At 64.1% G+C, this 13309-nt stretch carries 13 protein-coding genes; 12 read left to right on the top strand and 1 reads right to left on the bottom strand.

All coding sequences use genetic code 11. From position 1 onward, the window contains the following. Nucleotides 1-9 precede the first annotated feature (9 nt). The 12 genes from G7Y82_RS18845 (at nucleotide 10) to G7Y82_RS18790 (ending at nucleotide 12496) form a co-directional block, all read left to right on the top strand. Entirely contained in the window at nucleotides 10-1119 is a 1110-nt protein-coding gene (locus G7Y82_RS18845; RefSeq protein WP_056763428.1) for a c-type cytochrome, read from the top strand. A 26-nt stretch (nucleotides 1120-1145) separates the two neighbouring features. After that, complete coding sequence (locus tag G7Y82_RS21565) at nucleotides 1146-1673, top strand: DUF411 domain-containing protein (RefSeq protein WP_436286683.1); 528 nt, start codon at nucleotides 1146-1148, stop codon at nucleotides 1671-1673. Nucleotides 1674-1718: 45 nt separating this feature from the next. Beyond that, entirely contained in the window at nucleotides 1719-4067 is a 2349-nt protein-coding gene (locus G7Y82_RS18835) for a heavy metal translocating P-type ATPase (RefSeq protein ID WP_168149680.1), read from the top strand. Nucleotides 4068-4288: 221 nt separating this feature from the next. Further along, on the top strand, nucleotides 4289-4651 hold the full coding sequence (locus G7Y82_RS18830; RefSeq protein WP_168149679.1) for a hypothetical protein: 363 nt from the start codon (nucleotides 4289-4291) through the stop codon (nucleotides 4649-4651). 61 nt (nucleotides 4652-4712) lie between these two features. Beyond that, nucleotides 4713-6023, top strand: a complete 1311-nt coding sequence (locus G7Y82_RS18825; RefSeq protein WP_168149678.1) for a TolC family protein — start codon at nucleotides 4713-4715, stop codon at nucleotides 6021-6023. Continuing rightward, the gene (locus G7Y82_RS18820) at nucleotides 6020-7318 is read left to right on the top strand and encodes an efflux RND transporter periplasmic adaptor subunit (protein WP_168149677.1); all 1299 of its coding nucleotides are present in this window, start codon (nucleotides 6020-6022) and stop codon (nucleotides 7316-7318) included. The genes G7Y82_RS18825 and G7Y82_RS18820 overlap by 4 nt, the downstream gene beginning before the upstream one ends. Beyond that, nucleotides 7315-10491, top strand: a complete 3177-nt coding sequence (locus tag G7Y82_RS18815) for an efflux RND transporter permease subunit (protein WP_027485196.1) — start codon at nucleotides 7315-7317, stop codon at nucleotides 10489-10491. The genes G7Y82_RS18820 and G7Y82_RS18815 overlap by 4 nt, the downstream gene beginning before the upstream one ends. A 3-nt stretch (nucleotides 10492-10494) precedes the next feature. Beyond that, nucleotides 10495-10845, top strand: coding sequence for a copper-binding protein (locus G7Y82_RS18810; protein WP_027485197.1), 351 nt, complete (start codon nucleotides 10495-10497; stop codon nucleotides 10843-10845). Between the two features lie 126 nt (nucleotides 10846-10971). Continuing rightward, the gene (locus tag G7Y82_RS18805) at nucleotides 10972-11313 is read left to right on the top strand and encodes a hypothetical protein (protein ID WP_168149676.1); all 342 of its coding nucleotides are present in this window, start codon (nucleotides 10972-10974) and stop codon (nucleotides 11311-11313) included. 64 nt (nucleotides 11314-11377) lie between these two features. After that, on the top strand, nucleotides 11378-11632 hold the full coding sequence (locus tag G7Y82_RS18800) for a hypothetical protein (RefSeq protein WP_168149675.1): 255 nt from the start codon (nucleotides 11378-11380) through the stop codon (nucleotides 11630-11632). A gap of 270 nt (nucleotides 11633-11902) precedes the next feature. Beyond that, on the top strand, nucleotides 11903-12169 hold the full coding sequence (locus G7Y82_RS18795; RefSeq protein ID WP_168149674.1) for a thioredoxin family protein: 267 nt from the start codon (nucleotides 11903-11905) through the stop codon (nucleotides 12167-12169). A gap of 90 nt (nucleotides 12170-12259) precedes the next feature. Beyond that, a complete protein-coding gene (locus G7Y82_RS18790; RefSeq protein WP_168149673.1) occupies nucleotides 12260-12496 on the top strand; it encodes a MerR family transcriptional regulator in 237 nt (78 codons plus the stop codon). Between the two features lie 343 nt (nucleotides 12497-12839). On the opposite strand, the gene G7Y82_RS18785 is transcribed toward G7Y82_RS18790, so the two are convergent. Continuing rightward, nucleotides 12840-13124, bottom strand: a complete 285-nt coding sequence (locus G7Y82_RS18785; protein ID WP_168149672.1) for a DUF1330 domain-containing protein — start codon at nucleotides 13122-13124, stop codon at nucleotides 12840-12842. Nucleotides 13125-13309 lie beyond the last annotated feature (185 nt).

Raw genomic sequence — 13309 nt, 5'->3', positions numbered from 1 at the left:
GGAAACATCATGAAACAGCACATCAAGCATCACAGCATCACCGTCGCCGTTGTTCTTGGCGTCCTTGCCATCGGTGCAGGCGTGTTCGTGTACTCCGGCCTCTACAACATCGGGGCCGACGATCACCACACCAAGCCGGTCTTCGCGGTCATGCAGACCCTGCGCGAGCGCTCCATTCATGTCCGCTCGGAAGACCTCACGGTTCCGGATCTCAACGATCCCCAGCTGATCCTGAAAGGGGCCGGCCAGTACGCGGCTATGTGTACCCAGTGCCACCTCAAGCCGGGCATGAAGGACTCGGAGCTTCGCCCCGGACTGTACCCGCAGCCACCGAATCTGTCACAGACGCGGGTCGATCCGAAGGACGCGTTCTGGATCATCAAGCACGGCATCAAGATGAGCGCGATGCCGGCATGGGGTGGCAGTCACGACGATCCCACCATCTGGAGCATGGTCGCGTTCCTGCAGAAGCTGCCGGCCATGACGCCGGAGCAATACAAGGACATGGTGGCGAAGGCGCCGCCGGATGAAGACATGGACATGGGCGACGAAGGCGGCCATAGCCACGGTGGGGCTGCTGACGAGGACGCTCACGGTGCTGCCGACATGAAAGACATGGTCATGTCCGGCGAGGCCGGTCACAGCCATGGCGCCGCTCCAGAGGATAGCCATGATCATGCGTCGACCACCGCGCCTGCAGCCGAAACCCCGCTGTCGCTGGATGGAATGAAGCCAAAGGCGGCACCAGAGGCCGAAGCTGTGGCACAGGCGTTCCACACGGCCTTGCAGCATGGCGATCGAACGGCGGTGCTTGCCCTGCTGGCACCTGATGTCACCATCAGCGAAGGCGGGCATACCCAGACGCGTGACGACTACGCGAACGGCCATCTCGGCGAGGACATCGCGTTCCTGAAGAGCGCGAGGATCACACCCGTCTCGCTCGGTTCGATGCCGATGGGCGACACCGCGATGGTCGGCAGCGAGAGCGACATCCAAGCCATGGTCAAGGGCAAGCCGACCATGTTGCGCAGCCGCGAACTGCTCAATCTCAAGAAGGACGGCAAAGACTGGAAGATCGTCTCGATCCAGTGGCAATCCGCACCGGTATCGGGAGAATGACCGTGAAGCGAATGAGCATCTCAGCCATGAATGCAAGAAACGTTTTGTTCGCAGCCATCTCCGTTGTTTCCTTCAGCGCGCTTGGTGCCTGCACCTACCCCGTCGATGCGCAGTCCAGCCAGCCATCCTCCGCGACAATCCATGCCGCAACAGCAAGCTCACCGGCCGCATCGCTTCCAGTCATGCTGGTGCACAAAAGCGCTACGTGTGGATGTTGCGGCGCGTGGGTCGACCATATGCGTGCCGCGGGCTTCAACGTCGACGTGCGCGATGTCGACGACCTCGATTCGGTGAAGAGTCAGGTCGGCATTCCGTTCGGCAAAGGGTCATGCCATACCGCCGAAGTGGGCGGCTATTTTGTCGAAGGCCATGTGCCGGCGCCGGACATCAAGCGGCTCCTGGCTGAAAAGCCCGATGCCAAGGGCCTCGTCGTGCCGGGCATGCCGGCCGGTTCGCCGGGCATGGAGATGCCCGATGGCCGCGTCCAGCCTTACGTGGTTGAGCTGGTCGGCCGCGACGGCACGACGTCCGACTTCGCCCGCCACGGACAGTGACACGTCGATCAACGTCAAGCCATTGCCATCGTCATGGGAGGATGCATGAACACCCATCATCACCACACGGGCGCCGACAACCACGGACGTCACACCCAACCCGGCGCAGTGACAACCGCGATCGATCCGGTTTGTGGCATGCAGGTCGATCCACACCAGACCGCCCATCACGCCGAACATGATGGAGTAACGCATCATTTTTGTTCGGCGCGCTGCCTGGAAAGTTTCACGAGGGATCCGGCCAAATATCTGACCCGGCGACCCGATGGTGCCCCCGTGCAGGCACCGACGGGAACGATGTATGTCTGTCCGATGCATCCGCAAGTGCGCCAGGACGGTCCCGGCATCTGCCCGATCTGCGGCATGGCACTGGAGCCGGAAATGCCAGGACTGAACGATGAGGACCATCCCGAACTGCGTGATTTCAGCCACCGCTTCTGGTGGACCTTGCCGGCAACGCTGGTGGTGCTCGTACTGGCGATGTTCGGCCACCACTTCCCCCGATTGCCGGTGGACGCCCGGACCTGGATCGAGCTGGTACTGACCACGCCGGTGGTGTTGTGGGCAGGCTGGCCCTTCTTCGTTCGATGCGTGCAGTCGGTCCGCAACCTCAGTCCCAACATGTGGACCCTGATCGGCATCGGCGTCGGCGCGGCGTTCGGCTACAGCATCGTCGCCACCCTTGTACCGGACCTGTTCCCGGAGTCATTCCACGAACACGGCCGCGTGGGCGTCTACTTCGAAGCCGCCGCGGTGATCGTCTCGCTGACCTTGCTCGGCCAGCTACTCGAACTGCGTGCCCGCTCGAAGACCTCGACTGCCCTGAAAGCCCTGCTAGGGCTGGCCCCCAAGACCGCACGCCGCCTGCGCGACGATGGCGGCGAGGAGGATGTCGAACTCAGCCGCGTTCACGTCGGTGATCGCCTGCGCGTACGCCCCGGCGAAAAGGTGCCGGTGGACGGCGAAGTCATCGAGGGACACTCCCATGTCGACGAGTCGATGCTGACCGGGGAGCCCGTCCCGGTCGAAAAGGCCATCGGCTCCAGCGTGATCGGCGCGACCCTCAACGGCACCGGCAGCCTGGTGATCCGGGCGGAGAAAGTCGGCTCGGCGACCGTGCTGTCGCAGATCGTGCAACTGGTCGCACAGGCGCAACGCTCGCGCGCACCGATGCAGCGCATGGCCGACAAGGTAGCTTTCTGGTTCGTGCTCGCGGTCCTCGCGATCGCCGTCGCGACCTTCTTCGTGTGGGGACTGTTCGGCCCGGACCCGTCGTGGACGTTCGCAGTGCTCAACGCGATCTCGGTCTTGATCATCGCCTGCCCCTGCGCGCTGGGCTTGGCCACGCCGATGTCGATCATGGTGGCGACCGGCCGTGCTGCCGGGGAAGGCGTGTTGTTCCGCGATGCCGAAGCAATCGAGAACCTGCGCAAGATCGATACCCTGATCGTGGACAAGACGGGAACCTTGACCGAGGGACGTCCGGCGTTCCACACCGCGCTCGCGGCCGAAGGGTTCACCGAGCCGGAGGTGCTGCGCCTGGCGGCCAGCCTCGATCAGGGCAGCGAGCACCCACTGGCCGACGCTATCGTCGCGGAAGCCCGCCGTCGTGGCCTGACGCTGGAAACACCGGCGAGCTTCGAGTCGTCCACCGGTATTGGGGTACGCGGCCAGGTGGGAGGCGCCGCCCTGGCGATCGGCAATACCGCGCTAATGCACGAGGTCGGGGTCGATGCCTCGGTTCTTTCCATCCCGGCCGAGGAGCTGCGCCGGGCCGGCGCCAGCGTGATGTACCTGGCGGTCGATGGCGCCCTGGCCGGCCTGCTCGCGGTGGCCGACCCGATCAAGACCACCACCGCAGGAGCCATCGCATCGCTGCACGATGCGGGCCTGAAAATCGTGATGGCCACCGGCGACGGCGTCACCACGGCCCATGCGGTCGCCCGCACCCTAGACATCGACGAAGTCCATGGCGAGGTCCGTCCAAAGGACAAGATCGACCTCGTGCGACAGCTGCAAGCCAAGGGGCACCGGGTGGCGATGGCTGGCGACGGGATCAACGACGCCCCCGCGCTTGCCGGCGCCGATGTCGGCATCGCCATGGGTACCGGTACTGACGTGGCGATGTCGAGCGCGCAGGTGACGCTGGTGAAAGGCGACTTGCGCGGCATCGTGCGGGCACGCTCGATCTCCAACGACACCGTTGCCAACATGAAGCAGAACCTGGGCTTTGCGTTCCTCTACAACGCGCTGGGCGTACCGATCGCGGCCGGCGTGCTGTACCCCCTGACGGGCCTGTTGCTCAGCCCCATGATCGCCGCTTTGGCGATGAGTTTGAGCTCCGTGTCGGTGGTTGCCAACGCATTGCGGCTGGGCCAAAAGCGGCATGGCTAAGATGACCAACGTTGGCGACGCGAGTGAAGACCGCGGTGATCAAGATACCGCCGCGGAACGCGCTCGTTGCAGGGTCATGCCGAGAAATTGCCGCGGCTGTCGTGACCGGAAATGGCGGCGTGTACCCCACGTTCATTTGACCGGAATCAATTGAACCCGACGGGGGCCTCTGCTAAGATGCCCATGTGAAGCGATTCATGCGACCAACTCGACGTATCCGCTTGCGGCTCGTGCTGCTGGCGGTGCTGTCGCTGCTGTTCCAGCAGGTTGCCTTGGCGTCGTATGCCTGTTCGGCCGTGGATATGCCGGTCTCGAACGTGGGCATGGCGATGCATTGCGACGGCATGCCGATGGCGCATGGCCAGCAGAATCAGGCGCTATGTCCGGCACACTGCGCGCAGCAGGCGGTGGCAACCCAGGACGCGCACGCGCCTACGGTGCCGCCCTTGGTGATGCCCGCGCTGCTCCCGGCCCCGATCGTGCTTGCGACATCGCCGGCCATCTATGCAGCGCGTGAGCACACCGCAGCGTGGCGACTATCGGGCATCCCGCCCGCGCTGCGTTTCCGCGTCCTGCTGATTTAGACCTCCCGACGTTCCACCGCGGCGGCATGGGCCACCGCGGACGATCGTTTGCGGAGGTTTTATGCGTTTTCTTCCCGCTTGGCGGCGCCTGCGCGCGTCGCGGCTTCTGGTTGTCATTTCGTTCGCGCTGATCGCGCTGCCGCTGCACGCGGCAAGCGACGACACACCTTTGAGTCTCGCTGCGGCAACGCAAATCGCAGCCGTACGCGCGCCACAAGTGCAAGCGCAGTTGCTGCGCGAACAGGCCGCACGACATGACGCTGCGCGCGCCGGGCGTTTGCCCGATCCGCAACTGACAGCGGGTATCAGCAACCTCACCGCGACCGGCCCGCAGGCTTTCAGTGCCTCGGCCGACAGCATGACCATGCGCACCATCGGTCTGATGCAGGAAATTCCCTCGCATCCCAAGCGCGAAGCCGAGAAGGCAGTCGCGAATGCCGGTGTGCAGCTTTCGGCTGCCGATGTCCTCACGGTGCGGCTCGCCGTCAAGCAGGCGACCGCCGGTGCGTGGGTACGTCTGTGGGCGGCGCAAACCGAGTGGAAACAGCTCCAGGATTTGCATGAGCAGTTCGCTCTTGCAGTCCAGCTCGCCAAAGCGAGGCTCCGTGGCGGCCCCGGCAACGCGACCGATGTGCTGGCGGCACGTGCCGCCGTCGTCGAACTCGACAACCGGATCACCGCGGTGGATGCGGAGATCGCCGCTGCGCGCGCCGCGTTGCAGCGATGGCTCGGCGACGACGCCGGTGGCGCACTGGCGGAGGCGCCTGATTTCTCGACGCTGCCTGCCCCTCCGGCGCAACTACTGCACGACCTGGATCGACAAGGCCCGCTGCTGGGCTGGGGCGCACGCGAGGACCAAGCACAAGCGCAGCTCGACTTGGCCAAGGCCGGCAAACGCCCGAACTGGAGCGTTGGCGTGGTGTACGGCAGTCGTATCCACCTTCCCGACATGATCGGCATCGAGGTCGGCGTCAGCCTACCGCTGTTCCCCGGCAACCGGCAGGACCAGGACATCAGCGCGCGCTACGCAGAGCGCGACGCGGTGAAAGACGAGCACGAGGATGCACGCCGCGCGCAGCGCGAGGCGGTTGCAGCGGGCCTTGCCGCGTGGCAAGGCTATGACAAGCAGGTCAACACCTATCGCGACCAGCTGCTGCCGTTGGCCACGGACCGTTCACGCACTGCGCTCGCGGCGTATCGCGGCGGCGGCTCGCTGCAGCCGTGGCTGGAAGCGCGTCGCGATGAAATCGACACGCGCGTGGCCTATGCGCAGGCGCTCGCCGCCTGGGGCACGGCCTGGGCGCAACTGGCTTATCTGCTCCCGGAGCAGAACCTGCCAAGCGTCATCAATTTGCCGGAGCAACTGCCATGAACCGAACCATTACCAACCGTGTTGTGGCGGCGGTTGCCGCGTTGATCCTGCTGGTCGTAGCCGGCGGCATTGGCTACTTGATTGCGCGACAGTCCACGCCCACTGCGCCGAGCAGTACCGCCGCGACGTCGCCATCGTCGGGCAAGAAAGTCTTGTACTGGTACGACACGATGGTGCCGCAGCAGCATTTCGACAAGCCGGGCCTGTCGCCGATGGGCATGCAGATGGTGCCCAAGTATGCCGATGATGGTGGACCCAAGGATGTCATCCAAATCGATCCCACCACCGTGCAAAACCTCGGCGTGCGCACGGCACTAGTCGAGCGGCGGGTGCTGGCTTCGGCCATCAGGGTGCCCGGTACGATCACCTGGGACTTGCGCCAGGCCAGCACGATCAGCGCGCGGGTTGATGCGGTAATCAGCAAGCTTGATGTGCGCGCGCCGTATACCGTGGTCGCTGCCGGCGCACCGCTGGCGCAGTTGCTGGCGCCGCAATGGAACAGTGCGTTGGCGGAATATCGCGCGCTGGAGCAGGCGCGGTCCGCCGACGCGCGCGAGCTGCGCTCCGCAGCGCGGCAACGGCTGCAGGTGTTGGGGCTGACAGCGGCGGATATTCAGTCGTCGCGTCATGGCGCGGATGCGGCGATCACACTGCACGCCCCGCAAGCGGGCGTCGTCACGACACTGGATGTGCGTGAAGGCCAGCGCGTCACTGCAGGCCAGACCCTGATGACCTTGAACGGTCTGTCCACCGTGTGGGTCGAGGCGGCACTCCCGCAGGCGGTGGCCGGCACGGTGCGCAGCGGCACGCCGGTGGGGGTCACGGTCGATGCCCTGCCGGGTCGGTCGTTCCACGGCACCGTGGAAACCTTGCTGTCGGACGTGGATGCGGTGACGCGCACCCAGCGCGCCCGCATCGTGCTCGACAATCCCGACGGTGCCTTGAGTCCGGGCATGTTCGCTACCGTGCAACTCAACCCGACTCCGGACGTGGCCGTACCGGTGGTACCGGACGACGCGCTGATCGCGACGGGCACCCACACGCGAGTCATTCTCGCCGAGGGAGATGGCCACTTTCGTGCCGTATCGGTGCGCATCGGGCGGGCGGCCGGCGGCTATACGGAAATTCTCGATGGCCTCGCGGGTGGTGAGAAAGTCGTGGTCTCCGGCCAGTTTCTGATCGATTCCGAAGCGAGCCTGTCCGGTGCGCTGGAGCGTCTGAATGACGCCCCCACCAAACCGGCGCCGGCCACGAGCGTGCCCATGCCGGGCATGCCGATGGGAGACCGACCATGATCGCCGCCCTGATTCGCGCGGCGATTGCGCATCGCGTGTTCGTGCTGTTGGCTGCACTGGCCTTGGCCCTGATGGGCATGTTCTCGGTGACGCGCACGCCGGTCGACGCGCTGCCCGACCTGTCTGACACCCAGGTGATCATCCGCACCAGTTACCCGGGCCAATCGCCGCAGGTGGTCGAGGATCAGGTCACCTATCCATTGGCCACCACCATGCTCTCGGTACCTGGCGCGACGACGGTGCGCGCCTTTTCGTTCTTCGGCGACTCCTACGTCGATGTGTTGTTCGATGACAGCACTGACTTGTACTGGGCACGTTCGCGTGTGCTGGAGTACCTGAGCCAGGCGCGGGATCGCCTGCCGGCCGGAGTCACGCCTGCCCTCGGCCCTGATGCCACGGGACTCGGCTGGATCTACGAATACGCGCTGGTGGATCGTACCGGTCAGCACGATCTTGGCCAGTTGCGTGCGCTACAGGACTGGTTCCTGCGCTATCAGCTCAAAACCGTGCCGAATGTCGCCGAGGTCGCCACTTTGGGCGGCATGGAGCGCGCCTGGCAGATCGTGCCCGATCCGCAGGCGCTGGCGGCGCGCGGCGTCACCGTGGCGCAGCTGGTCGATGCGGTACGCAGCGCGAACGGCGCCAACGGTGGCTCGGTGATCGAACAGGGCGAAGCGGAACTGATGGTACGCAGCGAAGGCTATCTGAAGAGCCGCGCGGACTTCGAGAACGTGCCGATCACCACCAACGCCGGCGGTGTGCCGGTGCTGCTGCGCGATGTGGCGACGGTGCGGCGGGGCCCGACGTTTCGCCGTGGCATTGCCGAGCTGGACGGGCAAGGTGAAGTGGTCGGCGGCATTATCGTGATGCGCACGGGCAAGAACGCGAAGGCCACCATTGCCGCCGTGAAAGCACGGCTAGCGGAACTGCAGCGCAGCCTGCCGGCCGGCGTCGAGATCGTGCCTACCTACGACCGCTCGCAGCTGATCGACGCCGCGGTGGAGAACCTGTGGAGCAAGTTGTTCGAAGAATTCCTGGTGGTGACGCTGGTCTGCGTGTTGTTTCTGGGGCACCTGCGCTCGGCGCTGGTGGCCGTGATCACGCTGCCGCTGGGCGTGTTGGTCGCCTTCATTGCACTGCATCTGCAAGGCGTCACGGCGAACCTGATGTCGCTCAGCGGTATCGCCATTGCGATCGGCGCGATGGTGGATGCGGCGATCGTGATGATCGAGAACGCGCACAAACATCTGGAACATTGGCGTGACGCGAACGACGGACGTGAACCGCAAGGTGCGCAGCGGTGGTCGCTGATTGCCGAGGCCGCCGCCGAGGTGGGGCCCGCGTTGTTCGTCAGCCTGTTGATCATCGCGCTGTCGTTCGTGCCGGTCTTCGCGCTGCAGGGGCAAGAAGGCAAGCTGTTCAAGCCGCTGGCCTTCACCAAGACCTACGCGATGGCGGCAGCGGCTGGGCTGGCGGTGACGCTGGTGCCGGTGCTGATGGGTTATTTGATCCGCGGGCGCATCCGTGCCGAGCGCGACAATCCGCTCAACCGGGGTTTGATCCATGGCTATCGGCCTCTCCTCGAAGCCGTGCTGCGCTATCCGAAAGCAACCCTGGTGCTGGCCGGTGTGCTGCTGCTCACCGCGGTCATTCCGATGACCAAGCTCGGCAGCGAGTTCATGCCCGCGATGGACGAAGGCACATTGCTGTACATGCCCACTGCACTGCCGGGGCTGTCCGCCGGCAAGGCCTCGCAGTTGCTGCAGTTGACCGATCGCATGATCAAGACCGTGCCCGAGGTTGATCATGTGTTTGGCAAGGCCGGGCGCGCCGAAACGGCCACCGATCCGGCGCCGCTGGAAATGTTCGAGACCGCGATCACCTTCAAGCCGAAGGACCAGTGGCGGCCCGGCATGACGATGGACAAGATCAAGGCGGAACTGGACAAGGCGGTGCACGTGCCGGGGCTGACCAACCTGTTCGTGCCGCCGATCCGCAACCGCATCGACATGCTCTCCACCGGCATCAAGAGCCCAATCGGCATCAAGGTGCTGGGTACCGACCTGGCTACGCTGCAGACTGTGGCCGATCGGATCGAGACGGTGGCGAAGACCGTGCCCGGTGTCAGCTCAGCGATTGCCGAGCGCCCGACCAGCGGCCGCTACGTCGACGTGCACATCCGCCGTGATGTCGCCGCGCGCTACGGGTTGACCCAGGAGCGCGTGCAGCAACTGATCGCAACCGTGGTCGGTGGCGATCCAATCGGTCAGACCGTCGAAGGGCGCGAACGTTATCCCATCGTGGTGCGCTACCCGCGTGCCGAGCGCGATTCCATTGGAGCGCTGCGGCAGTTGCCGATCGTCGCAGCCAACGGTGCGCAGATTACACTTGGCCAGATCGCTGACATTGCCGTTGAAGCAGGACCGTCCATGCTGAAAAGCGAGGGCGGGCAGCTGGCCACGTATGTCTACGTCGATACGGCCGGCAGCGATTTGGGCACGGTGGTGGCCAACCTGCAACGCGCGGTGGCGCAGCAAGTCAAATTGCCGCCGGGTACGACCGTGGCGTGGTCCGGTCAGTTCGAATACCTGGCCAGTGCCATGGAAAGACTCAAGGTGGTGGTGCCGATTGCGCTGGTGATCATTTTTCTATTGATCTATGCCGTTTTCCGACGCGTGAGCGAAGCGGCGCTGATCATGGCCAGCGTGCCGCTGGCACTGGTCGGCGGTCTGTGGTTGATCTGGTTGCTTGGTCATGCGGTGTCGGTGGCCACGATCATCGGCTTCATCGCGCTGGCCGGAGTCGCCGCTGAATTCGGCGTGGTGATGCTGCTGTATCTGCACCATGCCTGGGAGCACCAACTTGCGCTCGATCCCCACGCCGGCCCAGAAGCGCTGGACGAAGCGATTCGCGAGGGTGCCGTGCAGCGCGTGCGCCCGAAGGCAATGACTGTCGCGGTCATTCTCGCCGGTCTGTTTCCCATCCTGCTCGGCCATGGCGCCGGCTCGGAAGTGATGCAGCGCATAGCCGCCCCGATGATCGGCGGCATGGTCACGGCACCCTTGCTATCCATGCTCGTTATACCCGCGGCGTACCGCCTGCTGGTTCGTTATCGGCTGCGTAAAGCCAGCAAGACAAACGCCACACTTCACTCCAACCCACAAGGAAACTGACCCATGAAAAAGCCATGCATTACCCTCGCGATCACCGCTGCGCTGTTCACGGCTCCGGTGTTTGCCAACCCTCAGCAGATGGATCCCAACATGCCGGGCATGGCTGGGATGCATGAAGCCACACCCGCCGATGTGCAGGGCGTGGGCGTGGTCAAGGCGGTCGACACCACCAAGGGCACCCTCACGCTGCAGCATGAGGCGATTGCCGCCATCGGCTGGCCGGCCATGACGATGCCGTTCAAGGTGGCTTCGCCGGAGCTGCTGACGCACGTGAAGGTGGGCGATAAGGTGCAATTCACTTTCCATCAGGCCAGCACGGGTAGCACGGTGACGGCGATCCGTCCGGCACGTTGACAGACCACGTCGCCGGCTGGCCCCAACTGTCGAGGGTCAGCCGGCGGTCGTGAAAGCAGTACCGCCACGCACGTTATGCGTGCGCCTGGCGGTGTTTGTTGTGGTTGTCATTTTTGGAGAACGACCATGAAATCGTTTACTGCTTGTCTCAGCCTCCCGCTGCTGCTCGCGGGCCTTACCATTGGCCGCATCGCGTACGCGACCGATTCCTACACTGATGGCTGGGTTGGCCATGTGGATGGCCCGCGTTTGGATGTCTGTTATCGAGTCACGCCACTGCCAGCGGTTGGTGCGCGACTGGAGGTCCTGCGGACATCCTTCGTGGTTCCAAACAAAGGGCAGCCCCGCCAACAGTTCGCGGTGGCGGGGTATGCCACGGTAACGTCGATCATCGACGCGCATTGCGTACGTGCCGAGCTGACCCAGGGCACGGCGAAGCGGACCGATCACGCGCGGCGCGCGGACTGAGCGGACGCGACGACAAGGCCGCCAAGGCATGCTCCGCGACGGCCCAAAGCGGAGCGGCCAGGGCGTGGATACAACATCCAGCCGATGCGCTTCACCGGCGCGTCATGCCTGTCCGTCCTGCCTGCCGCCATTTCAGCAGGCATGCAACGAGGCGATCAACGGGCAGGACACGCTCACTAAGGGAAAACCCTATTACAGCGAAAGGAGAAGCGGATCCGTTCGGATCGATGAAATTCTCTCCGCGCATAAGGCACGGGCCACGCTTGAAGACAGTTTAGCTTCGATGGGCGAGTTGGTGGAATTTCGCCAGGAGCCGTAGGCCCTATCGCGCATCGTTCGGAGAGTGCCTTCCGCCATCGATGCGTGGAGCCCGCCTATCACTCAGAAGAACGTTTAGGTGTGTCTGTGGGCGCGTTGTAGTGGGTCCAGAGAAGTGATGGTACCTACGGCAGGAGCATCCAATAAAACCTCTTGACTCTGGGGTTAACTTGAAGGTTTAGCCTGTGACTATCGCGATATGGCCCGACAGCGGTTCGCCCCGCTGCCGCGCCGAGAGAGTCGAGGGCGATAGCCATTCAAGGAGCAAACCATGAACACGAAGCGCAAAGTGGAAGTATTCAGTGCCGGCTGCGCAGTCTGCGATGAGGCAGTTGCGCTGGTCGAGCGTGTGGCCTGTTCGTCCTGCGAGGTCACCGTGCACGACATGAAGGACATCAACGCCGCCAAACGGGCAAAGACCCTTGGCATTCGATCGGTGCCAGCCGTGGTCATCGATGGCAAGCTCGCGGCCTGCTGTGAAGGACGCGGGATCGACGAAGCGATCCTGCGCGTTGCGGGTCTGGGTCGGTCCTTATAACCGGTGGGTGACCAGCCGGAGCGTCGCCGAAAGGCTCCTCGGCCGGTCACCCCTTATTTCTTTGAATTGCCCATCACTATCGAGATCATCATGTTCACGATCGGCAAACTGGCCGGCCTCGCCACCATCAGCACCGAGGCCTTGCGCTACTACGAGCAGGAAGGGTTGATCGTGCCGGATGCGAAGAGCGACGCCGGCTACCGGCTCTACCGCCCGGAGTCCTTGCAACGCGTCGGCTTCATTCGTCAGGCGCAGCAATGTGGTTTCACGCTGGCCGAAATTCGCGAGCTGCTGGCATTTGCGAACCGCCATGTTGTTGCGCACTGAACACCAACGAAATTGCGCAGCAACGCCGTAGGAGTTGAGCAGGTGGTGCCACGACGTTGAGCGTTGCGCAGTGGGCTGGCGTCGGCCATCAAGCCGGGTCTAGTGCCGAAGGAACCTTCGGTGGATAGCACAATAGCCCGAGTAAAGGTGTCTCCACTAGCGCAATTTGTGCCATCTCCGGTCGTCTGCGAGCGGCCGCTTCGGGAAGCCTTCTCGACCTGTTGGTCGGTCGCATACTTCTCGAAGACTGCACACCGTCGCCGCTGAAGAGCGACCTGCCCGCCATAGAAGACCTCCCGCTTCACGAACTCGTGGCGCTGCGGCAGTTCCTGTACGGCTGGTACTACTCCTCCAGAACTACGAACGTGGACTGCAGCACCTCGTCGCGCAGCGGCACCAGCGCTTGGTATTCGGGCGAGTCGTACCACTCCTTGGCCTTCGCTGCCGTTTCGAACTTCACGATCAGCGCCGTGTCGGCGTCGAAGCTGCCGGCCAAAGTCATCTTCAATGCAGTTCGGGCGATCGGTTGGCCGCCGTACTTTGCGAACGTCTGTGCCGCGGGCCCGCTGTACTCGGCGATGCGCGTCTTGTCCTTGAACTTCGCGAAGCCGATGAAATAGGCGGCCATGATTTCTCCTCGTCCGTGGTCATTTGTTCGGGCACGGATGATGGCGGGTGTGCAGGTAGCGACGCGATTCTGGTTCGCCCTTCTTGCGGAGGCGATCGCGCAGGTCAGCTCGAACTGGCTGACTCGACTTTCGCTTGCGTGCGAAAGCCGAGTGCTCGGTAACGCCGGCTTGCGGAAACCTATCG

This window comes from Solimonas marina, assembly GCF_012241385.1.
GTDB lineage: Bacteria > Pseudomonadota > Gammaproteobacteria > Nevskiales > Nevskiaceae > Solimonas > Solimonas marina.
This window is presented reverse-complemented; position numbering and strand designations above follow the sequence as displayed.

Excerpts from the sequence above, each read along its gene's own strand:
- G7Y82_RS18845 (WP_056763428.1), top strand. The coding sequence starts at position 10 with ATGAAACAGCACATCAAGCATCACAGCATCACCGTCGCCGTTGTTCTT.
- G7Y82_RS21565 (WP_436286683.1), top strand. The coding sequence starts at position 1,146 with ATGAATGCAAGAAACGTTTTGTTCGCAGCCATCTCCGTTGTTTCCTTC.
- G7Y82_RS18835 (WP_168149680.1), top strand. The coding sequence starts at position 1,719 with ATGAACACCCATCATCACCACACGGGCGCCGACAACCACGGACGTCAC.
- G7Y82_RS18825 (WP_168149678.1), top strand. The coding sequence starts at position 4,713 with ATGCGTTTTCTTCCCGCTTGGCGGCGCCTGCGCGCGTCGCGGCTTCTG.
- G7Y82_RS18820 (WP_168149677.1), top strand. The coding sequence starts at position 6,020 with ATGAACCGAACCATTACCAACCGTGTTGTGGCGGCGGTTGCCGCGTTG.
- G7Y82_RS18815 (WP_027485196.1), top strand. The coding sequence starts at position 7,315 with ATGATCGCCGCCCTGATTCGCGCGGCGATTGCGCATCGCGTGTTCGTG.
- G7Y82_RS18810 (WP_027485197.1), top strand. The coding sequence starts at position 10,495 with ATGAAAAAGCCATGCATTACCCTCGCGATCACCGCTGCGCTGTTCACG.
- G7Y82_RS18805 (WP_168149676.1), top strand. The coding sequence starts at position 10,972 with ATGAAATCGTTTACTGCTTGTCTCAGCCTCCCGCTGCTGCTCGCGGGC.
- G7Y82_RS18795 (WP_168149674.1), top strand. The coding sequence starts at position 11,903 with ATGAACACGAAGCGCAAAGTGGAAGTATTCAGTGCCGGCTGCGCAGTC.
- G7Y82_RS18790 (WP_168149673.1), top strand. The coding sequence starts at position 12,260 with ATGTTCACGATCGGCAAACTGGCCGGCCTCGCCACCATCAGCACCGAG.
- G7Y82_RS18785 (WP_168149672.1), bottom strand. The coding sequence starts at position 13,124 with ATGGCCGCCTATTTCATCGGCTTCGCGAAGTTCAAGGACAAGACGCGC.